Origin of the sequence: Novosphingobium sp. PC22D, from assembly GCF_002556635.1 — a bacterium.
Lineage (GTDB): Bacteria > Pseudomonadota > Alphaproteobacteria > Sphingomonadales > Sphingomonadaceae > Novosphingobium.
On sequence record NZ_MWMO01000015.1, the window covers coordinates 104,375 to 124,468 of the forward strand.

At 65.4% G+C, this 20,094-nt stretch carries 14 protein-coding genes; 8 read left to right on the forward strand and 6 right to left on the reverse strand.

All coding sequences use genetic code 11. From position 1 onward, the window contains the following. Window positions 1–13: 13 nt before the first annotated feature. Entirely contained in the window at window positions 14–463 is a 450-nt protein-coding gene (locus B2G71_RS18950; protein WP_098108277.1) for an MEKHLA domain-containing protein, read from the forward strand. Next, on the forward strand, window positions 460–1,266 hold the full coding sequence (locus B2G71_RS18955) for a kinase (RefSeq protein ID WP_098108278.1): 807 nt from the start codon (window positions 460–462) through the stop codon (window positions 1,264–1,266). Before B2G71_RS18950 ends, B2G71_RS18955 begins: the two co-directional genes overlap by 4 nt. A 3-nt stretch (window positions 1,267–1,269) precedes the next feature. Here the strand turns inward: B2G71_RS18955 and B2G71_RS18960 are convergent, their stop codons facing one another. Beyond that, window positions 1,270–2,337, reverse strand: coding sequence for a YihY/virulence factor BrkB family protein (locus tag B2G71_RS18960; RefSeq protein WP_098108279.1), 1,068 nt, complete (start codon window positions 2,335–2,337; stop codon window positions 1,270–1,272). 179 nt (window positions 2,338–2,516) lie between these two features. Between B2G71_RS18960 and B2G71_RS18965 the strand changes: the two genes are divergently transcribed. From B2G71_RS18965 to B2G71_RS18980, 4 genes are all read left to right on the forward strand, one after another. After that, on the forward strand, window positions 2,517–4,745 hold the full coding sequence (locus B2G71_RS18965) for a BamA/TamA family outer membrane protein (RefSeq protein WP_098108280.1): 2,229 nt from the start codon (window positions 2,517–2,519) through the stop codon (window positions 4,743–4,745). Then, window positions 4,745–8,998: a translocation/assembly module TamB domain-containing protein gene (locus B2G71_RS18970; RefSeq protein WP_240530232.1), complete on the forward strand. Its 4,254-nt coding sequence runs from the start codon at window positions 4,745–4,747 to the stop codon at window positions 8,996–8,998. The genes B2G71_RS18965 and B2G71_RS18970 overlap by 1 nt, the downstream gene beginning before the upstream one ends. Continuing rightward, a complete protein-coding gene (locus B2G71_RS18975; RefSeq protein ID WP_098108281.1) occupies window positions 8,998–9,216 on the forward strand; it encodes a hypothetical protein in 219 nt (72 codons plus the stop codon). Before B2G71_RS18970 ends, B2G71_RS18975 begins: the two co-directional genes overlap by 1 nt. Before the next feature lie 78 nt (window positions 9,217–9,294). Continuing rightward, window positions 9,295–9,603: a PilZ domain-containing protein gene (locus B2G71_RS18980; RefSeq protein WP_098108282.1), complete on the forward strand. Its 309-nt coding sequence runs from the start codon at window positions 9,295–9,297 to the stop codon at window positions 9,601–9,603. 11 nt (window positions 9,604–9,614) lie between these two features. On the opposite strand, the gene B2G71_RS18985 is transcribed toward B2G71_RS18980, so the two are convergent. Continuing rightward, a complete protein-coding gene (locus tag B2G71_RS18985) occupies window positions 9,615–10,328 on the reverse strand; it encodes a hypothetical protein (protein ID WP_098108283.1) in 714 nt (237 codons plus the stop codon). A 209-nt stretch (window positions 10,329–10,537) separates the two neighbouring features. Between B2G71_RS18985 and B2G71_RS18990 the strand changes: the two genes are divergently transcribed. Together B2G71_RS18990 and B2G71_RS18995 are read left to right on the forward strand one after the other, a co-directional pair. Continuing rightward, window positions 10,538–12,577, forward strand: a complete 2,040-nt coding sequence (locus B2G71_RS18990) for an amidohydrolase family protein (RefSeq protein ID WP_098108284.1) — start codon at window positions 10,538–10,540, stop codon at window positions 12,575–12,577. 82 nt (window positions 12,578–12,659) lie between these two features. Beyond that, complete coding sequence (locus B2G71_RS18995) at window positions 12,660–13,694, forward strand: cupin-like domain-containing protein (protein ID WP_098108285.1); 1,035 nt, start codon at window positions 12,660–12,662, stop codon at window positions 13,692–13,694. A gap of 29 nt (window positions 13,695–13,723) precedes the next feature. On the opposite strand, the gene B2G71_RS19000 is transcribed toward B2G71_RS18995, so the two are convergent. The 4 genes from B2G71_RS19000 to B2G71_RS19015 all read right to left on the reverse strand — a co-directional run bounded on the left by B2G71_RS19000 (window position 13,724) and on the right by B2G71_RS19015 (window position 20,014). Then, on the reverse strand, window positions 13,724–14,137 hold the full coding sequence (locus B2G71_RS19000) for a hypothetical protein (protein WP_141521613.1): 414 nt from the start codon (window positions 14,135–14,137) through the stop codon (window positions 13,724–13,726). Continuing rightward, window positions 14,137–14,940, reverse strand: a complete 804-nt coding sequence (locus B2G71_RS19005; RefSeq protein ID WP_098108287.1) for a hypothetical protein — start codon at window positions 14,938–14,940, stop codon at window positions 14,137–14,139. The genes B2G71_RS19000 and B2G71_RS19005 overlap by 1 nt, the downstream gene beginning before the upstream one ends. Continuing rightward, window positions 14,933–16,846, reverse strand: coding sequence for a hypothetical protein (locus B2G71_RS19010; RefSeq protein ID WP_098108288.1), 1,914 nt, complete (start codon window positions 16,844–16,846; stop codon window positions 14,933–14,935). The genes B2G71_RS19005 and B2G71_RS19010 overlap by 8 nt, the downstream gene beginning before the upstream one ends. 411 nt (window positions 16,847–17,257) lie before the next feature. Further along, window positions 17,258–20,014: a hypothetical protein gene (locus tag B2G71_RS19015; RefSeq protein ID WP_098108289.1), complete on the reverse strand. Its 2,757-nt coding sequence runs from the start codon at window positions 20,012–20,014 to the stop codon at window positions 17,258–17,260. Between the last annotated feature and the right edge of the window lie 80 nt (window positions 20,015–20,094).

Genomic DNA, 20,094 nt, shown 5'->3' on the forward strand with positions numbered 1-20,094 from the left:
TAGGGAGCGCGCCATGGATGCCCCGCCACTCTATCGCGAGCCGGCTTGCGCAAGTCGTATCCGTCTGATCGCGCAGAGCCACCATCGCCTTATGGGCAAGCCGCTGGCCGAAGTCGGCGGCGATGCGGTTGCCGCGCTCTGGTCGGCTCCCTTCGCGCTCGTTGCGCATGGGGACGAGACAGACCCGTTGTTCTTCTTTGGCAACCGGGTCGCGCTGGAACGTTTCGGCTATAGTGTCGAGGAATTCATCGGCTTGCCCTCGCGGCTTTCGGCCGAGGCGCCGCTGCGCGACGAGCGGCGCCGGATGCTCGAACGCGTGGCCGAGCGCGGCTACATCGACGACTACGCCGGCACGCGGATCACGCGTTCGGGCGAGCGCTTCGAGATCAGCCGCGCGTTGGTCTGGAACCTCGTCGACGAGGCGGGCAGGATGCATGGTCAGGCCGCGAGGTTCGCGGTGTGAGCGGTCCGTCGGACGAACTCGTCACCGCCACAACGCGCCTCGCGCTCGCCGCGCTCGAAGAGAAGGGTTCGGGCCCCGCGATAGTCGGGATTTGCGGCACCCAGGCGAGCGGCAAGTCAACGCTGGTTCGCGCGGTCGGCGAGCGGCTCGCGGCTCGCGGCGTGCGCCAAGCGGTGCTGTCGATCGACGACATCTACCTCACTCGCGCCGAACGTGAGCGGCTCGCGGCCGAAGTGCATCCCTTGCTCGTCACGCGCGGACCGCCCGGCACGCACGATGTCGCGCTGGGCCAAGCGATCTTCGACGCGCTTGTGAACGGGGAGGCTGTGCCGATACCGCGCTTCGACAAGGGCGCCGACGATCGCAGGCCGGAAGCCGAATGGAGCCTGTCTCCGGCGGACTGCGAGGTCGTGCTCTTCGAGGGCTGGTGCGTCGGCGCGACGCCGCAGGACGAGGCCGAGCTGGCCGAACCGGTGAATGCCCTCGAAGTCGAGCGCGATCCCGACGGGACCTGGCGCCGCTTCGCCAACCAGGCGCTGGCGGGATCCTATCAGGACCTGTTCGCGCGGCTCGACAAGCTCGTTCTGCTCGCGGCGCCCGGTTTCGAGATCGTGTTCGACTGGCGGCTCGAGCAGGAGCGCCACGGAGACGGTGGCGGCAGGATGAATGCCGAGCGGGTCGCCGAGTTCATCGCCCACTACGAGCGGATCACCCGCCACATCCTCGCCGAGATGCCCGATCGCGCCGACATGCTGGTCCGCCTCGATGCGCGCCGCCGCGCGACGATCGTCCGCGCGGGCTGATCGCTATTCGGCCCGTTCCGTCTCTTCGGCCTTGTCCGCCCGGCGCCGGGCGCGGGCGGCGCGGCGGGCGCGGCGCTTTTCCAGCGAATCGGTGGTCGGCACGACATCGTCGATGACGTCGGCGAGCCGCGCGCCGCGTTCGCCGGGAGGAAGGTCGGGACCGATGGTGGTGTCGCACTGGATCTGGCGTTCGATCTCGGCATTGAGCAAGGCGCCCACGAGCACGCCGTAGGCGCTCAGGAACAGCCACATGAGAAAGACGACGATCGCGGAGAGGGACCCGTAGGTCGCGTTGTAGTCGCTGATATAGGCGACATAGAGCGAGAAACCGAAAGAGATCGCGATCCACAGCAGCGTCGCGAGCAGCGAGCCGGGGCTGAGCCACTTCCACTTGGCCGGTCGGCGGTCGGGGCCGTAGCGCATGATAAGCGCGAAGCCCGCGCTGCCGAGCGCGATCGCGGCGGTCCAGGTGATGAGCTTGAACAGCGTCTGCGTCGCGCCGCCGAGATAGACGCTCGTCTGCGTCTGGAGCCATGCGAAGACGCCGCCGCTGAGGATGCCGGTGAGCGCGATCAGGATCGCCGCGAGCGTCAGGCCCGCGGCGCGCATGGAAACCTTGATGATGTTGCGGGTCTCGTGCTCCTCGTTGATGATGTTGAGCGCGCTGATCATCCCGTTCGCCGCGCGCATGCCTCCGTAGATCGCGAAGAACAGGGCGATCACCAGCGCCAGTCCGGTAACGCCGCCGCTGGTGTTGACGATCTGGAGCAACTGCTCCTCGATGAGCGTGGCCGCGTCGGCGGGGACGACCTCGACGATCTTCTGCATCTGCCGCTGGACCGTTTCCGGGTCGCCGACGAGGCCGTAGATCATGACTGTGGCGGCGATCAGCGGCGTGATCGCCAGGAACGTGTAGAAGGCCAGCCCCGCCGACAGCAGTCCCAGTTCGTGAAATCCGATCATCACGTAGACCCGCTTGAGGATCTGCCACCATGCCTTGCGGGGCATGCGCCAGGGCGAATTCGCGGTTGCGCCGGGCGGCGTGGCTGGCAATGATCCGGTTTCGCTCATCGGGGCCTCAAGAATTGATTTAGGGAACTTTTTTTATTCGCGTACGATTACGGCTCGGATGGAACCCGCGCGTGGCGGGTTTTCGACGGGGAAAGCAGATCACATCGGGCATGCGGAAAGCAATGGTCGAGCGCAGGCGAGGTTCCCTGCGGTTCATTTGGGAATCCGGGCTGGCGGCCATGGCGCTCGCGCTGGCCGCGTCACCGGCCTTGGCGCAGGACGCGACGGACGAACCGGGCGAGGCCGGCGCGCAATCGGCGACCGCCGAGTCCGAGGATTTGCGTGCCGGTGACATTCCCGTGCCCACGGCTCCGGAGACGCTGCCGGAGGTCGAACCGATCATCACCGACAGCGAATTCAACGAGACCGTTCCCGCGCTCGCGCCAGAAGACGATGCCGAGCTGCGGCAACCGCTCGAATCGATCGACGCCTTCGAACGCAGGCTCGCGGCGGAGGCGGCCGACGATGCCGACGCCGAGCCCGACGAGGGGGGAGAGGAGCCGCTGGGCGAGCCTGCCCTCGCGGATGGCGATACTACCGAGGAGATTGGTGACGCGCCGGTGCGCGATGCCGAACTCACCGCGCCGCTGCCTCCGCTCGACAGCTTCGAGGTGACGCCGGTCGAGTTCGCCGAGAGCGAGGCGGACCCGGCCGACGTGAAGGTCTCGTACAAGACGCGGATCGAAGGGCTCGAATCGGCCGACGAGGAAACCGAAACCGACCTCGAGGGCCAGTTCAAGGACCTGTCGGCGTTGCGCGACGGCGACGGCGAGGCGGCCAACGTGGCGATGGTCTCCGCGCGCCTCACCGAAGACAGCGCCCTGATCAAGTCGATCCTCGCTTCGGAAGGCTGGTTCAGCCCCGCGGTGACGACGCGGATCGACCCTGCCGAGAACGAGGAAGACCCCTCGCTGCGGGCGGTGATCTCGGTCAATCCGGGAACGCGCTATACGTTCTCCGATATCGTCATCGAGGCCGATCCGACCGAGCCGCCCGATCTCATCTCCAAGAACTTCGCGATCGAGGTCGGCGAACCGATCGTCGCCGAGCGCGTTCAGGGTGCCGAAGCGAAGCTTTCGGTGGTGCTGCCCGAAAACGGCTATCCCTTCGCAGAGGTCAAGCAGCGCGACATCCTGCTCGATCCCGATACCGGCGACGGCGTCTATACCCTGCCTGTCAGCGTGGGGCCGCGCTCGCGCTTCGACGGTTTCAGCACCGACGGTGACCTCGCCTTCGATGCCGAGCACGTCGAAGTGCTCGCGCGCTTCGAACGCGGCGAGCTATACGACAGCCGCAAGGTGGACGACCTGCGCAAGGCGCTCATCGCGACCGGGCTGCTTTCGACCGTGTCGGTCGAGCCCAAGCGCACCGGCGAGGCCGTCGGCGACGGCACCGAATACGTCAGGATCGATGTCCAGCAGCAGGCCGGGCCGCCGCGCACCATCGCCGGAAGCGCCGGCTACGCGGCGGGCGAGGGCATTACCCTCAAGGGCACCTGGACGCACCGCAACATGTTCCCGCCCGAGGGCGCGCTGATCGTCGACGGCATCGCCGGCACCCAGCAGCAGGGCGCGGGCGTCACCTTCCGCCGCTCGAACGCCGGCAAGCGTGACCGGACCTTCGAACTGAGCGCCGAGGCGCTACGCGCGAATTACGACGCCTTCGATGCCTATACCGGTCGCCTCGCCGCGCGGATCAGCCGCGATTCGACGCCGCTGTGGCAGAAGCGGATCACCTATGCCTACGGCGTCCAGCTCATCGGCACGGCCGAACGTTCGTATGATTTCGAGGCGGGCAGGAAGAATCGGCGAACCTATTACATCGGCGGCCTCACCGGGCAGCTCGGGCTCGACACCAGCGACGACCTGCTCAATCCCACCAAGGGCTTTCGCGTAACCGCGCTGGTCGAACCCGAAGGTTCGCTCGAGGACGGCTTCAGCCCCTACGTGCGGGCCCGGCTCGACGCTTCGGCCTACTATCCGGTCGGCGACAGCTTCGTGCTCGCGGGCCGCGTGCGGTTCGGCACGATCCAGGGCGCGGACCTTTTCGACATCGCGCCCTCGCGGCGTTTCTACGCGGGCGGCGGCGGTTCGGTGCGCGGCTTCGGCTATCAGAAGCTCGGTCCGCTCGATCCCGAAGGCGATCCGATCGGCGGGCGCAGCCTCAACGAAGCGGCGGCAGAAGTGCGCTATCGCTTCGGCAATTTCGGCATCGTCGGGTTTGTCGATGTCGGCCAGTCCTACGCCGAGACCACGCCGCAATTTTCCGACCTGCGTTACGGTGTCGGCCTCGGCGGGCGGTTCTACACCAACTTCGGTCCGATGCGCCTCGACGTCGCGACGCCGATCGACAGGCGGCCGGGCGAGGCCTGGATCAATGTCTACGTCTCGATCGGGCAGGCGTTCTGATGGCCGATACGCAAGACCCGCAGGCGATGGCGCCCGAACCGAACGAGCCGGAAGCGACCGAGACCACTCAGGAGCGCAACGGCTGGGGCGTGCGTATCGCCAAGACCATAGCGGTGATCGTGCTCGGACTGGTCGCGCTGCTCGTGGTGATCGTCTTCGGAATCAACACGGGGCCGGGCAAGCGCTTCGTCGCGAACCAGATCGGCGCGCTCGAATTCGAGAACGGGATGAAGATCCGCGTCGGGCGGATCGAAGGCTCGCTCTACGGCGCGATGACGCTTCACGACCTTTCCGTCCGCGATCCCAAGGGCGAATTCCTGTTCTCGCCCGAGATCCATATCGACTGGCGGCCTTTTGCCTATCTGTCGAACCACGTCGACGTGCGCTCGGCCACCGCGGAGCGGATGATCCTGCGCCGAGTGCCCGAGTTCCGGGAGACGCCGCCGAGCGAGGGGCCGCTGCTGCCCGACCTCGATATCGACGTGAACCGCTTCCGGATCGCGCGCTTCATCGCCGAGCCCCCCGTATCGGGCGAGTTGCGCATCGCGACGATCGATGCGAAAGTGCACATTGCCGACGGCCGAGCGCAGATCGACGCCAACGGCGGTACCGTCGCCGCGCAGGGCGCCAAGGGCGGGGACCGCTTCAAGCTCCTGCTCGACGCGGTGCCCGACAAGAACCGGCTCGCGATCGACCTCGATCTCGACGCGCCGTCGGACGGCATGATCGCCGCGCTCGCTGGCCTCACCCAGCCGCTCAAGGTCCGGGCCGTGGGCAAGGGCGACTGGAACGCCTGGAACGGCCGGTTCGACGCGAACCTCGCGGGTAGCGAGTTCGCCCGGCTGGCCCTGTCGGCGCGCGACGGAACCTTCGCGATCAAGGGCCCGACGCGGATCGCGCGGCTGTTCGAAGGGCCGACCGCCAGCCTGCTCGGTCCGGTCATGACCGTCGATCTCACCGCGGCGCTGGGCGAGCGCAGTGCCAACCTTTCGGGCCGCGTTTTCTCGGACGCCTTCACCGCTTCGCCGAACGGCACGGTCAGCCTGGCCGACAACAGCTTCGAGGACTTCAAGCTCGGTTTCGTGCTGCTTAAGCCTTCGGCGCTCGCCGAGAATCTTTCGGGTTCGGGCCTGCGCGCCATGCTGACGCTCGACGGCGCTTTCGCCACGCCCGACGTGCAATACGCGATCAACGCCAATCGCCTCGTGATGAACGACATGGGGCTGGTCGATTTCTCGGCCACCGGCGCGGCGCGGGTCAGGTCCGACCGGATCATGATCCCCGTGGCGGCGCGGGCCGGACGGATCACCGGGCTCGATACCGTCGCGGGCGGTACGCTGACGAACGTCCGGCTCGACGGCGACGTCGCGATCGATGGAACGCGCATCCTCGCGGACAACATGCGCATCCGCTCCGATCGGCTCGATGCCAACGTCATTCTCCTCGCCGATACGAGCACCGGCCTCTACACCGGCGCGATCGACGGACGTATCGACAACTACCGCCTCGAAAGCGTCGGCATCTTCAACATCGAGACCGACATCGACCTCAAGACCGAGCCGCGTGGCTTCGCGATGGAGGGCCGCGTCCGCGCCCGCTCGACGCGGCTGCTCAACGAGAGCGTGAAGAGCTATCTCGGCGGGAATTTCCTCGCCTCGACCAACGTGCGCTACGGTTCCGACGGGACGATCCGCTTCAACGCCCTGAGGCTCGAGGCGCCCGATCTGCGCATCGTCGGCGGGCAGGGCAGCTATTCGCCCGACGGACGCATAACCCTCTCGGCGGACGGCACTTCGGACCGCTACGGCAAGATCGGCGTGCGCGTCGCCGGCACGATATCCGATCCCAACGCGCGGATCACCGCCGAGCGGCCCAATCTCGGAATCGGCCTCGCCAATGTCGATGCGAAGATCGACGGCGTGCGCGGCGGCTACAGGCTCGACCTGACCAGCGACACGGATTACGGGCCGCTCAAGGCCGACGTCGTGCTCGAGACCGGCAATGCGCTGGCGATCCAGGTCAACAGCGCCAACTTGTCCGGGATCGACTTCACCGGGCGCATCGCGCAGACGCGCGCCGGGCCTTTCGCGGGCGAACTGAACGCCCAGGGCAACGGCATGGGCGGGCTCGTCAAGCTCTCGGGCGAAGGCCGTTATCAGGCCGTCGATTTCAACGTACGCGCCAACGACACCGTGTTCGACGGTCCTGCCAATCTCGCGATCGGATCGGCGATCATCGACGGGCGCGCTGTGCTTTACGACCAGCCCTATATCGTCGCCGACGCGCAGCTCGCGGACACCAGCTACGGCACGCTGAGCATCGCCGTCGCCCGCGTGCTGGTGAACTACCGCGACGGGCGCGGCCATGCCAAGGCGTTGCTCGAAGGCACCAGCGGCGTACCTTTCAAGATTGCCGCCAATGCAGATCTTAAGCCCGAGCTGTGGCGCGTCGCGCTCGACGGCAAGGTTCGCGGCATCGACCTCAAGACGCGGAGTCCGGCGCGGATCGTCCCGAAGGACGGCGGCTACGAACTCATGCCGACGGCAATCGGCCTCGGCTCGGGCACCGTCAAGCTCGCGGGCCGCTACGGCGACGGCATGAAGCTGCAGAGCCGGCTCGAAAAGATCGACCTGTCGCTCGCCAATGCCTTCGTGCCGGGCCTCGGGATCGGCGGCAGCGCCAGCGGGAGCCTCGATTTCGAGCAGGCTTCGTCGACCGCGTTCCCGCGGGCCGACGCACGACTGCACATCGACGGCCTGACCCGCACCACAGCCGCGTCGGTCAGCCAGCCGATCGATGTCAATTTTGTCGGCAAGCTGCTCGCCGACGGCGGTGAGGCGCGCGCGGTGATGCGCTCGCGCGGCACAGTGATCGGGCGCATGGTCGCCTCGTTGCGCCCGCTGCCGCCCGGCGCGGGGACCTGGACCGAGCGGCTGATGAGCGCGCCGCTTGGCGGCGGCATCCGCTACAATGGCCCGGCGGGGACGCTGTTCTCGTTCGCCGGACAGCAGGACCAGAGGCTTACCGGACCGATCGGTGTCGCGGCGGATTTCTCATGCCGCGTGTCCGACCCCTGCCTTCAGGGCGTCATTCGCGGCAAGGGCCTGACCTACGAGAACCTGACTTACGGTACGCGGCTGTCGAAGATGGATCTTTCGGCGCGCTTCGAAGGCAACCGGTTGCAAGTCGAACGGCTGCAGGCGACCGCCGGGGACGGGTCGGTCGAAGCGAGCGGCTATGTCAGCCTCGCCGCCGACGCGGGCTATCCGATGGACGTCGCGGTGACGCTCGACGACGCCCGGCTCGCACGCAGCGATGCGATTTCGGCGACCGCGACCGGCCAGTTGCGGCTCACAAAGAGCGCGGGCCAGCTCGCGCTGCTGTCCGGTCAGCTCCGGCTGCCGGAAACACGCTACGAGATCGTGCGCGAGGGCGCGGCCCAAGTGCCGCAGCTCACCGGCGTGCGCTTCAAGCCGCCGCGCGGCCGCCAGCGCATCACCGGCGAGGAGCCGGCCGAATCGATGAGCGGTGCCTTCGCCAAGCTGCGCCTCGACATCGACGTGCGCGCGCCCGAAAAGCTCTACGTTTCGGGCATGGGCCTCGAATCCGAATGGAGCGCCGACTTCACCGTGAACGGGACGAGCGACGCGCCGACGCTTGCGGGCAAGGTGGAACTCGTCCGCGGCACGCTGGGCTTTGCCGGCAAGTCGTTCGAACTCAACGAGGGCGTCGTCCAGTTCACGGGCGGGCAGACGATCGACCCGACCGTACGCATCACCGCCACCGAGGATATCGAAGACGTGACGGTCAACGTGAACGTCTCGGGCCGGGCGAGCGATCCGCAGATCGCCTTCTCTTCGGTGCCCGGGCTGCCGCAGGACGAGATCCTCGCGCGCATCCTGTTCGGCAGCTCGATCGCCAACCTCTCGGCGATCCAGGCGGTGCAGCTCGCCAGTTCGCTCAACTCGCTGCGCGGATCAGGCGGCGGGCTGAACCCGCTGGGCAAGCTGCGCTCGGCGGCGGGCGTCGATCGCCTGCGCATCCTTGGCGCGGACGAAAGCACCGGGCGCGGCACCGCGCTGGCGGCGGGCCAGTATCTCACCGACGACATTTACGTCGAGCTTATCACCGACGCCCGCGGCTTCACCGCCACGCAGCTCGAAGTCGCGATCACCAAGTGGCTTTCGGTGCTGAGCCAGGCGGGCGGCTCGGGCGTCAACAGCGTCAACCTGCGCGTGAAGAAGAACTACTGATGCGGCGCGCGCGCTGGTGGGTGCTTGGCTTCGGATTGCTGGCGGCGGCCTGCTCGAACGAGCCGAGCTTCGACGAGCGCTTCGAGGCGGCGCAGGAAAAGACGCAGAAGACGGCGGCAGAGATCGACGCCCAGCTAAAGGCGAGAGCCGAGGCGGAGGCGGCCGCATCGGCGACCGATGGTGCGCCTGACCCCGCCGCCAGCCTGCCGGCGATCTGACCGCCGCCGAGATTCCCTTGCGCAACCGGGCCTTTACCCTTGCGCGGTAAAAGGGCTCGGGTTCTTCAGGAGGCTGCCTTGCGCGAACACGATACCGGCGACCGTCTCAATCCGCGCAGCAAAGTGCTGCTCGACGCGCGGTGCCGGACCTCAAGCTGGCATGTCTTCCAGGTCGAACTTGCGGATTTCTGCGAAGGGGGCTGCCGCATTCTCGGCGGCGCCGCCGACCTCGCGGAAGGCCAGGCGGTCAAGCTGCGGATCGCGAACCTGAAGCCGATCACCGGAACCGTTCGCTGGATCAGAGGCGCGGACGCCGGGGTCGAGTTCCATGCCGCGCTCGGCCGCGGGACCGTCGCCTCGATCTCGGCACAATACGAGCTGGGCTGAAGCCTGCTCGCCTAGCGCACCGCCAGCGCGTTCGACATCGCTTTGAGCTGCGCCATGCAGCCGTTGGCGATCAGCATGTCGGCAAGGCCCTCGGCCTCTTGCGGCGCGTCTTCGAGCACGACGAATTTCGCGGTACCGACGGGCGCATCCTCGCCGTCGCGATAGACGGTGTATTCCGCACCGGTGGCGATCGGCGTGTCGGTCGCGATCATGCTCGCGCCCTTGGCGAAGGTCAGCGTCTGCGCGGTGCCCGCGCCCGCGAGCGTGTAGCGGGCCGGCGCCTTTTCGTCGGCTCGCCAGAAAGTGATCTCATCGGGGTCGGACAGGCAATAGTTGCCCGGCCGGTCGAGATCGACGTACCACAGGTTGGGGCTCAGCCGGGCGCCCTCGCCGAGGCGCGTTCCGCCCACGATCGCGCGGCTCGACTGACGCGACTGCGAGAAGATCGCGAAGGTCGTGTTCTTCGCCGTTGCGGTCGGTCCATCGACGCGGAACCGGCCCGGCCCCTTCAGCTCGCGCGTGCCCTGCTTCTCGATCACCGTGACCGAGTCGCCGGCCTGGAGCGTGATCCGCTCGCTATCTTCGACCTTGGTTCCGACCGGATACTTCGCCGCCGACGGTCCGCTCGAGGATACGACGATCGCCGCACGGGCCGTCGCGGCCGTCCCCAGCGAGGCCACCAACGCCAGCGCGGCTGCCGCGCCTTCGAACTTTCTCTTTCCCAACCCAAGCATGTTTCAGACTACCTCTTCTTTGGCCGCGATCGGCCCGTGCCCAAGTCATAGCAAACCGAAGCTGTCCGTAATGTGAGGGATGCCACATAGAACGCGTGAATACGCGCCGCTTTGCTGATCGGCCGGGCGCGGGCGGTTGTAATCGCTCGCAATCGCCTTTGGCGCCGCTAGAGTGTCGACCGAACAGGGAGAACGAAACCATGCGCAGTTTGATCTTCGCGGCGGCGGCGTCGCTGGCGGCTTTGAGCGCCCCCGCGCTTGCCGAAACCACCGAGTACCGCGTCCTGATGGGAGACCGCGACATCGGTCACTTCACCGTGACGCGCGAGGGCGAGGACGCCAGCGTCGTCTACGACTACAAGCAGAACGGACGCGGACCGACGATCGCCGAGACGCTCAAGCTCGATCCGCAGGGCGCGCCGCTGGACTGGAAGATCACCGGGCGCACAACGTTCGGCAATGCCGTCGAGGAGACGTTCCGGCGCACCGCCAGGGGCGTCGACTGGCAGGACACGACCGGGCCGGGCACGATCATGGGCACGGACGCGCCGCGCTACTATGCGTCGCAGAACGGTTCGCCGATGGATCTGGCGCTTCTGGCCAAGGCGCTGCTGGCGGACGCGGACCACACCTTCGAGATCGCTCCCGGCGGCACCGCGACGCTTACCGAGCGCGACCGCCGCAGCGTCGAAGGCGAGGGCGGGCCGCGCGAGATCGTGACCTACGAGCTTTCGGGGCTTTCGCTCTCGCCGACCTACATCACGCTAGACGGCGAGGGGAACCTGTTCGCGCTGCCTTCACCGGGCTTCGACATCATCCTCGCGGGCTACGAGAGCGCCGACGAGGAACTGCGCAATCTCTCCGAAAAGCTCGAGGCGGACCATCTCGCACGCCTCCAGGCCGAGGGCGCGCATCGCTACGGAGGTCCCGTGCGGGTCCGCAACGTGCGGGTCTTCGATCCGGTGAAGCTGGCGATGAGCGAGCCGATGGACGTGGTGTTCGCGGGCGAGCGGATCAGCGAGGTCCTGCCCGCCGGCTCGCAGGCCACCGAAGGCGAGACGATCGTCGACGGCGTGGGCGGCTCGCTCGTGCCAGGGCTCTACGAGATGCACGGCCACCTGGGACCGCAGGCCGCGATGCTCAACGTCCTCGCCGGCGTCACCTCGCTTCGCGACATGGGCAACGACAACGAGGCGCTCGCCAAGCTGATCGAGCGGATCGACGCGGGCGAAGTCGCGGGGCCGCGCGTGACCCGCAGCGGCTTCATCGAGGGCAAGAGCGAATTCAGCGCCGCCCACGGCCGCCTCGCCCACAGCGAGCAGGAAGCGATCGAGCACGTGCGCTGGTATGCCGCGCGCGGCTTCTGGCAAGCCAAGCTCTACAATTCGATGAATCCCGACTGGGCGCCCGCGGTGGTGAGCGAGGCACACCGGCTCGGCCTGCGCGTCGCCGGGCACGTCCCCGCTTTTTCGAGCGCCGATGCGATGATCGAGGCCGGCTTCGACGAGATCACCCACGTCAACCAGCTCATGCTGGGCTGGGTGCTCAATCCCGGAGAGGACACGCGCACGCTGTTCCGCTTCAAGGCGATGCAGCGCTTCCCCGAACTCGACCTCGATTCGCCCAAGGTCCGTCACACGCTCGACATGATGGTCGCGCGCGGCAGCGCGCACGAGCCGACCGTGGCGATCCACGAGCTTGGCCTCACCGCGCTCGACGGCAAGCCCAATCCGGGTAGCATCGATTATATCGACCACATGCCGGTTTCCGAACAGCGCCAGATGAAACAGGCGCTGTTCGGAACCGATTCGGCGGAGGAACGCGCGGCCTATGTCGCCGCCTACGCCAAGATCCTCGATACGCTGCGTGAGATGCACAAGCGCGGCATCCTGCTCATTCCCGGAACCGACCTCGGCGGTGCCTTCAACCTTCACCGCGAGCTGGAGATCTTCACCCAGATCGGCATGACCCCCGCCGAGGTGCTGGCGCGAGACACGCTGGAAATGGCCAAGTACCTGGGGGAGGACCAGTCGCTCGGCTCGATCGAACCGGGCAAGTATGCCGATTTCTTCCTCGTGCCCGGCGATCCGGTAAAGGACATCAAGGCGATCAAGACCATCGCCATGGTGGTGAAGGGCGGGCTCGTCTATTTTCCGACCGAGACTTATCGCAAGATCGGCATCGCGCCCTTCGTCGATCCGCCGAAGGTCACTGCGCCGAAGATCATCGCGCCGAATTGAACTGGCGGGCGGCCCGGCCATGTGTCATGGCGCGCGAATGTGCCGGCGGGCATGGCCCGGGCGGTTGTGAGCAGGAGCCACGATGGCCGACGATACATCCGATCCCGAAGCCCGCGCCGCGTCGTTCCTGGGCGGCGGCAAGGGACTGACCGCCGGTTTCGGCGGCTTGCGCTTCGAGCGCGGGCCGACCCCCTCGGCCATCGCGGCGCCTGAGCGGTCCGCGCCGCCACTCTCTTCCGCCGTTGATCGGGCTCTGGCGAGGAATGCCGAAGCGGTTCTCGCGAAGAAAACCGAAACCGCGCTCGCCAAGCGCGACTGGCTGTTGAACACGCGCCGCCAGCTTTCGCGGCTGTCGCGGCAGACCTCGGGCCTTCCGGCCTACAGGACGATGTCGGCGAGGCAGTTTCTCGATCACCACTATGCGGCGCACCGGCCCGCGCTGATCCGCGAGCAAATGGCCGACTGGCCGGCGTTGCGGCTCTGGAGCCCGGACTACCTCAAGCGGAAGGTCGGCCATGCGCCGATCCAGTTCCAGGGCGGTCGCGACACGGCCGAGGATTACGAGCGCAACAAGCAGGCGCACGTGCGCGAGATGCCCTTCGACGACTATATCGATCTGATCACGCGCGAAGGGGCGGCCAACGATGCCTACATCACCGCCTACAACAACGCGCTCAACGTCGCGGCGCTCAAGCCGCTCGAGGAGGACCTGGGGTTCTTCGAGGAAATCCTGACGCGCGACGTCGAGCACCCGAACGGGATGATGTGGATCGGTCCGGCCGGGACTTTCACCCCGCTGCATCACGATCTCACCAACAACCTGCTGGTTCAGATCGTCGGCCGCAAGCGGATCGTCATGGTCTCGCCCGACGAATGGCCCAATCTCTACAACGACCGCCACGTCTTCAGTCTCATCAAGGACATCACCGCCATCGATGACGGTCTCGAGGCGGCGAACGGCATCGGCGCGATGGCCTTCGACCTCGAACCGGGCGACGCGCTCTTCATCCCGATCGGCTGGTGGCATCAGGTTACCGCGCTCGATTTCTCGGTGTCGATAACCTACACCAACTTCCGCTGGCGCAACGACTTCTACGCCAGCTATCCCAAGGGGTGAGACGGCACCGGGTTTCAGACCCGGTTTGTTCAAGGACGCCGGAAATGCCTTGTTCGCAAGTAGACGTTGCTGGCGATGGGATGCTTGGCACCAAGCACGACGTGGCCGACGATGCGTCCTTTGCCTGCTCCCCCGGTTGGGCGCTCAAACTGGACCTCGCAGGTCACGACATGGCGATCCGGGAGATCGAACGTGATGCGGAAACCGGCACATCCCTTGCCTGCCGCTAGCCTGTCATCCAACGTTGCCAGCGTGTGATCCATCGCTTGCCAGATGCTATGACGCAAGGCCCGCGCGAGAGCGAAAGGGCGAGGTGCGCCGGCCGTCTCGCGGGTCCATTTGCTCAGGTGCCCATCCGCCGCGATCGCTTCGCGGATCGCCGCGCAGCTTATCGCTTCCAGCGGAAAGACGTCGCGGATGCGCAATAGCTCGGACGATGCCATCAGCCGCTGCTCCATGTGTTGGAACGGACCCGTATGCGCGGATCATCGCCGCGCGCTTCCGATCCGATCTTCCTGCCGCCGTTCCTGCTTGGCTCGAACCGCTCGCTCGGCCCCGATGGAGATGCGCCCGACGCGGCCAGCGATGCCGGCGGCGGGATCAGGCCTGTGCCAAGCAGAATGTAGGCAGCGCTCCCGCCCAGCACGAGCGGCGGGATGGTCTTGACGAGGAACGTGGTCACGGAGACGTCGGGGGGCGGCTCTGCGGGTGGAAAGGTTTCGGGTTCCGCTGGGGGGCAAGCGGTGCAGGCCCGCGGCTCCGAAATCGGACCAACAGCCATTCTTTCATACCGAACGTGGGCGGTACCGTGCACTTCGAGCATCAGGTCGGCACCCTGAAGGATATGCAAATGGGGCTCAAACGACGCGCGTCCTTCGGGGGCGTCTTCAAAGAACCTTACATTGTCGCAGTCCAGGCGCTCCACCGCCCGCATCAGCCGATCTTTTGACTGTAGATTCTCCCGTATCGCGGCCATGACGCGGTCGAGGCCGCAGCGGTCCACGGCCCGGGCGGCTTGCCGGTCGATGATCACGATTTCGGGAGCGGTCATCGTGCGCTCGATCACGATAGTGTGGCTGCCTTGCTGATCTTGGTCGATGGCCACTCCCTGTCGTCTCTCCTCGACCGGGAACGCGACCTCGATCTGGCGATTGTTGGTGATCTTGCAGCCGGAAAGACACAACAGCGCCATCGCCAGGGCAAGGCAGGCAGCCACCTTCGCCAGTCTGTCGTCAAACTCAGGCATCGGCCGCCTCCTCGTGCTTCTTGCGGAACCGCTTCCATAGAAGATCGTGCCAGAACGAAGAGCCGAGCACGGCGACCGCCGCCGCAAGCGTTATCCCGAGGAATTGGTAGATCACCCAGGCGATCCAATTCTCGCAATCATCGCGTTGATCGAAAGAACGCCAGGGAAAATCGGGCCGGGTTCGCAGCGGGTAGATGGGTTTGACGCCTGGTATCGCCTGGAGATAGCCGCCAATGAAACGGGTATCGATTTCGGCTCTGCGACCTGCATCCTCGATACGCGCCGCCAGGCGATCACTTTGGTCTTTGCCGGATGTTTTGGCGACAGGCGTGCTGGCAAGCAACTCGGCCGAAAGGATGTTGTCCGATATGGCGGATGCATGGAGGCTCAGATTGCGCCAGCGTCCGCCCTCCGCCGACGTGGCGGCGCGTCTCGCCTCCTGGAGCGCCTTGATGGCGGCATCGGCATGGATCGGCGAGCTTGAGTCGCTTGCCAGACTCTCCAGGTTGCTGGCTTCTTCGCCAAGTTCACGTCTTTTGGTATCCGGAAGCAGATCAGTTGTTTGCTCATCGGCCTCGATCGCATTTCGGATGTCTTGGGCGAGCGTCTTCATGTCCTCCCGTGCTGCGGGATACAAATTGACCCATTCGCCGCCGTCAGCGGCTCCAGCTTCATCTCCGATGAGACTCCCGGCCAGCAACAACGATACCTCAGGATTCCAGAAGAAGCCGGGATGCCGCCAGATCAGGCGACGCGACAAACGACCGCTGGGGGCGAGTTCAAGGCGTCTGACGAACGCGGGGGAGCAAACCTCTCCGCCATCCGATTGTGTTCGGGTCCGCGGGTTGCGGATGGGCTCGATCCGCGCTTCGGCACAGTAGGCCAGCGCCGCAGCACGATGCTGGCGATCAAAATCCAACCGATCCTTCGCTGACTGTTCGTCCGGCGGTGCAGCGCTCGGCGATTGCGCAGGCTGTGCAGCGGCGTTCTGGGAGGAGTCCTTCGCCGACTGGTCGTTCGCCCTGTCGGCGGGGAAATCAATTTGATCGAGAAAGCTCGGCGCGGCAGGCCAGCGCCACAGTGCGCGCAGCAGGTTGCGCTTCTCGTCCCTGCTTAGCTTATCGTCATTCGAGACTTCACGCGCCTGCAGGGCGAACTGGCGCTTTTGCGATAGTGTCCTTGTCTCGTCGGGGCGACTGGCAAAGTAGTCCGCTCCCTGGAATGCGGTATCGCGCAATTCGCTGGCCGAGGTGAGGCCATAAAGAATAGTGATGAGATTGACCTGGAATGCCAGGCATATCAGGAATGCGGGGACGAACGCATACCACAAGGCCCTGGCGCGGAATCGCTTCGACATCGTCATCGATATCTCGCGATACCAAGTCTCGAGCGCGCTCCTTACTTCGTCGAGATCGTCCTCGCAATCCTGAATTAGGTGCTTCATGTATCTTACAAGTACCGATCCGTCCGGCGGATTTTGTTGGCCTAAAAACCAATAGGCTTTTGTTGCGGTAATTCCCCCTCCTTTCTGGCTATTGGTTTCGTCAGGGTATAGGAGAACCGATGCGAACTGGCCCGGCGATATACGATCGGGCAAGCCGGCATAGCTGTTCGGGTTGCCTGGCGAGATCGCCCGGATTCGTGGATGTTCGTAGAACGTCTGCGTGAACGGGCCATTGTCTTCGGGTGATTGCGACGGATACTCGCTCAAAGGCCACGCTGATGGCAGTTCGCCCTCGCCAAAGGCACAGGCGATCCCGCGCCTGAGCAGCCATGGCCGCTCCTTGCGCCACGCGATGAGCCAATCGGCCATCCGCGAGGAAAGCCAGCTTATCAGCGCGAAAGCCACGATCACGACGGCCGAGGTTTCGAGAAAGTTCTCGATCAGGCTGTCCACACTCGTCATGCATGCCCCCCTCTGGCCCAATGGCCGCTAGTCGCCGGGCATCGCAATCCGGGCGGATTGCTGGCCGGTGCCGTTCTGCCGGCACGCCCGATTGCGGTGTTGACCGCGGCCCCGCCTCGTTCGTCGAACCGGTCCAGACCGCGAATAGATCGGGGCTTCCGTTGGCGGCACGTTTCCTGTGCGGCACGAGGTTGGCGCTGAATGCAACCGGATCACTTTCAGCGCCGCACGGTCATGCGGAGGCCGGGCCGGTGCCCGAAGGGCGGGATCAGGCACAGCGAACCGCCGCAGCTCTTTGAGATGCGAAATGTCGGGCGGGTCGTTTCGACATCCGAATCCTCCTGTTAGGAAAAAGGAGCGACTATCCTTGCCGTTATATTTTCGCGAAACTTGAGATTTACTCAAACCATTTTAGGAGCGAATCGGATCGGAATTATTCCGCTTTTCCATCCAGACGTTCATCGATGCCAAAAACCGTCGGACTATTGATCGCTGTGGAGCATTCCAAGTCTCGATCGGTGCCATTGAGTGCGGGCGCCAGCTGCCTTCATCGCCAGGGGCGAACAGTCGCGAGGCAATCAGCCTTCCGAGCTCGAAATAGCTTTCCCATTGCGCTTCGTCGAAAAACTGGTCGAGCGTCGTTTGTTGGGGGAAATCGGGATTGTCCATCAGGTAGCGCATCAGGTCCGCCGGCCCCCTGTCGGTCAACCTCGGCTTGACGACGATCAACGTCCCCGGCTCGCCTGCGGCATAGTCGATACGCGCCAACATCGCGATCGCGGAGGCCTTTTCGGTTTTGCGCGCAAAGGCATCGGGCGCCGCGAAAAGCATGCGCACCGCAGGGTCGCAAACCGTCGTCGCCAGCTCTTCCTCGCCGAGAAAGTGGATACTCGCGCCGAAGTCTATCCGGCATTTGCGAACGAGGTTGGCCAGGTCGAGGAAACCGTAGTGAGGGTCGCAGCCGTTGTCCGAGGCAACGATGAAGCGCACCTTGCGCCGCACCAGCTCGTAGACGGCGGTGTTTTCGAAGTGCCCGCCGTCCGACAGATACCATAGCGGCCTGTCGATCCCGTGAAACGAAGCCAGCATCTCGCTGAGCAAAAGCCGGTAGCTCCCGAACCGTCGATTCCCGCAGCGGTCGCTGTTCCACCAGTAACCCAGGCGGACATTGGCGAGAAAGGCGAGAACCGATTTCGCCAGGCTCGTATAGGAGCCCAGGCCGGTGGTAAACGCTGCCCCCGAGATCGCGACCCATGTCGAGATCGGCAAAGCCTGCCCGGCCGGCGGCGCCGCCTCGTCTCCATCTTCCAGGGGCTTGATGGTGATACGGGCATCGGCGGTTTCGCTGTAGCTCATTCCATCGGGTGTTATCGCGAGATTCAGCCCGTGGCGGTCGCGTTGCACGGTTGCCGGCCCTTTCCCACGGGTTGCGTTGATCGTTACGTTGACGATATGCACGGGCGCGCCTTTCCGGGTGCGCCGGTAATAGTCGGCAAGGCCCATATCGTCATAGGTCTGGCTCTCGTCCACTGCCACGGCCTGAGCTGTGTTGGCCTCAGGGCCGGCGGCGGGTGCAGACCCGCCGCCCGCAATCGCGAGTCCAATACGCGACGGATTGCTGGCGCCCAGATAGGCCCGCCGCAACCGCGCCGCGTAGAACGTGGCGAGCGACGACAGATTGGCAAAGGCACGGGTTAGCCAGGCCAGGACGACGAACACAGCCAGCGCGATCGTGGCTGGCGGATAATGATCAGCGAGTTCGTAGGAACTGCGGGAGTCTGCCGAAGCGGCGTCGATGTCGAAGGCCACGAGATGCGCCAGGCTGCCCCACGAGATCAACGCCGCCGAGGCGAACAGGAATGCCGCCAGCCAGGCAAAGGCGGGACCGAACCGACGGAGGAAGGCGCCCGCCGATGGTGTTCCGGTTCCCCCCGAAAATAGCGTCTGGATCGCCGACAGCCGCTTTACCAGTGACCGCGCGATGGGGATCGCTGCCGTCAGCGTCACGGTCAGGAAGACGATCGCCTCCCCCCAATCGGGAAAGCGCCCGGCAAGATACAGATAAGCCGCGGCAATGGTGTCGCACAGCGCCAGCAGGCCGACCCGAATGAAGGCTTGCGCGGAATAGGATAGGCAATCGGTCAGGCTCTTGCGTGTGCGATCCTCCACGATCGCCGCGAGATGATCCTTCCCGGCGCCGGCATTCGATAGAGCAGTGACGCCCTGGGCCGCCGATCCGAGTTCCTTCCTCCTTGCCCGCCATCGCAGCCCCAGCCAAAGAGCGCCGACCAGGAACGCGGTCAGCGCGAAACCCGCCGACACGTCGGCGAGGACGCGGCCTTCGCCGTCGAGATTGCAGAGGCAAAGAACGAAACCGCCAACCAGAATCATGCCCGTGCCGATTACAGGCGGCCTCCACAGAAGGCTTTTGCCGGAAACGTCGCTCATGGTCAGCCAATAGGCCCAGCCCGAAATGACTGCGCCCAGGCCGAAGAACGGCAACAAGGCGAAGAGGGGGCTTGCCCAAAACAACCTGTCGTAGGGGATCTGACCGGCATATTGCAGCATCGGACCGACCAGCACCGGCGCATCGTCCTTGGGTATTTGTCCGAGGTATGCCAGGAGCCATCGCAGGGCTACCCGCATGGAGTCCAGCACCAGCACGGCCAGCATGATCGCGATACCGACAATTATCGTCAGCGTGAGCCAATTGCGACAAAGCAGTGCGAAGGCGAAGATGTAATCCCGAAATCCTGCTGGCGTAAGATAACGGCCGGATTGGCGAAGATATCGCAGGGCGCGCATCGCCCCGTCTCCGCCGAGGAGGTCACCGTCCCTATGCCGCTTTTCATTTTCCGGATCGACCACGGGCTTCAGCTTGCCTCGTCGAGCGAACAGGCCGCAGTAGAACACGCCCGCGTAGCCGCCGCCCGAAACAGTGGAAAGATAATCCGCCCGTTGCAGAAGATGATGTTCGCCCAGCCCGCGCAGCAGGCCGAGGCTGAACGTCGCGCTGCGAATACCGCCGCCGGAAAGCGCCAGGCCGCGTAGCGGAACGTTTCCCTTGATACCGTAGGTCTTCCTGCGCTCCGTGACCGCCTCGGCTTCTTTCGCGAAGCCAAGAGCCTCTATCGCTTCTAGGACCGTCGACGCTTCGTCACTGGACATCTAGTCGCCGGTGAAGAACGCTGAAGCCCGCAGGAAAGCGTGGGTTTTATCGAAGTCCAAGTAATCGAAATCACAAGGTT

Coding starts and splice junctions, on each gene's coding strand:
- B2G71_RS18950 (WP_098108277.1), top strand. CDS start 14: ATGGATGCCCCGCCACTCTATCGCGAGCCGGCTTGCGCAAGTCGTATC.
- B2G71_RS18960 (WP_098108279.1), bottom strand. CDS start 2,337: ATGAGCGAAACCGGATCATTGCCAGCCACGCCGCCCGGCGCAACCGCG.
- B2G71_RS18965 (WP_098108280.1), top strand. CDS start 2,517: ATGGCGCTCGCGCTGGCCGCGTCACCGGCCTTGGCGCAGGACGCGACG.
- B2G71_RS18970 (WP_240530232.1), top strand. CDS start 4,745: ATGGCCGATACGCAAGACCCGCAGGCGATGGCGCCCGAACCGAACGAG.
- B2G71_RS18975 (WP_098108281.1), top strand. CDS start 8,998: ATGCGGCGCGCGCGCTGGTGGGTGCTTGGCTTCGGATTGCTGGCGGCG.
- B2G71_RS18990 (WP_098108284.1), top strand. CDS start 10,538: ATGCGCAGTTTGATCTTCGCGGCGGCGGCGTCGCTGGCGGCTTTGAGC.
- B2G71_RS18995 (WP_098108285.1), top strand. CDS start 12,660: ATGGCCGACGATACATCCGATCCCGAAGCCCGCGCCGCGTCGTTCCTG.
- B2G71_RS19000 (WP_141521613.1), bottom strand. CDS start 14,137: ATGGCATCGTCCGAGCTATTGCGCATCCGCGACGTCTTTCCGCTGGAA.
- B2G71_RS19005 (WP_098108287.1), bottom strand. CDS start 14,940: ATGCCTGAGTTTGACGACAGACTGGCGAAGGTGGCTGCCTGCCTTGCC.
- B2G71_RS19010 (WP_098108288.1), bottom strand. CDS start 16,846: ATGACGAGTGTGGACAGCCTGATCGAGAACTTTCTCGAAACCTCGGCC.
- B2G71_RS19015 (WP_098108289.1), bottom strand. CDS start 20,014: ATGTCCAGTGACGAAGCGTCGACGGTCCTAGAAGCGATAGAGGCTCTT.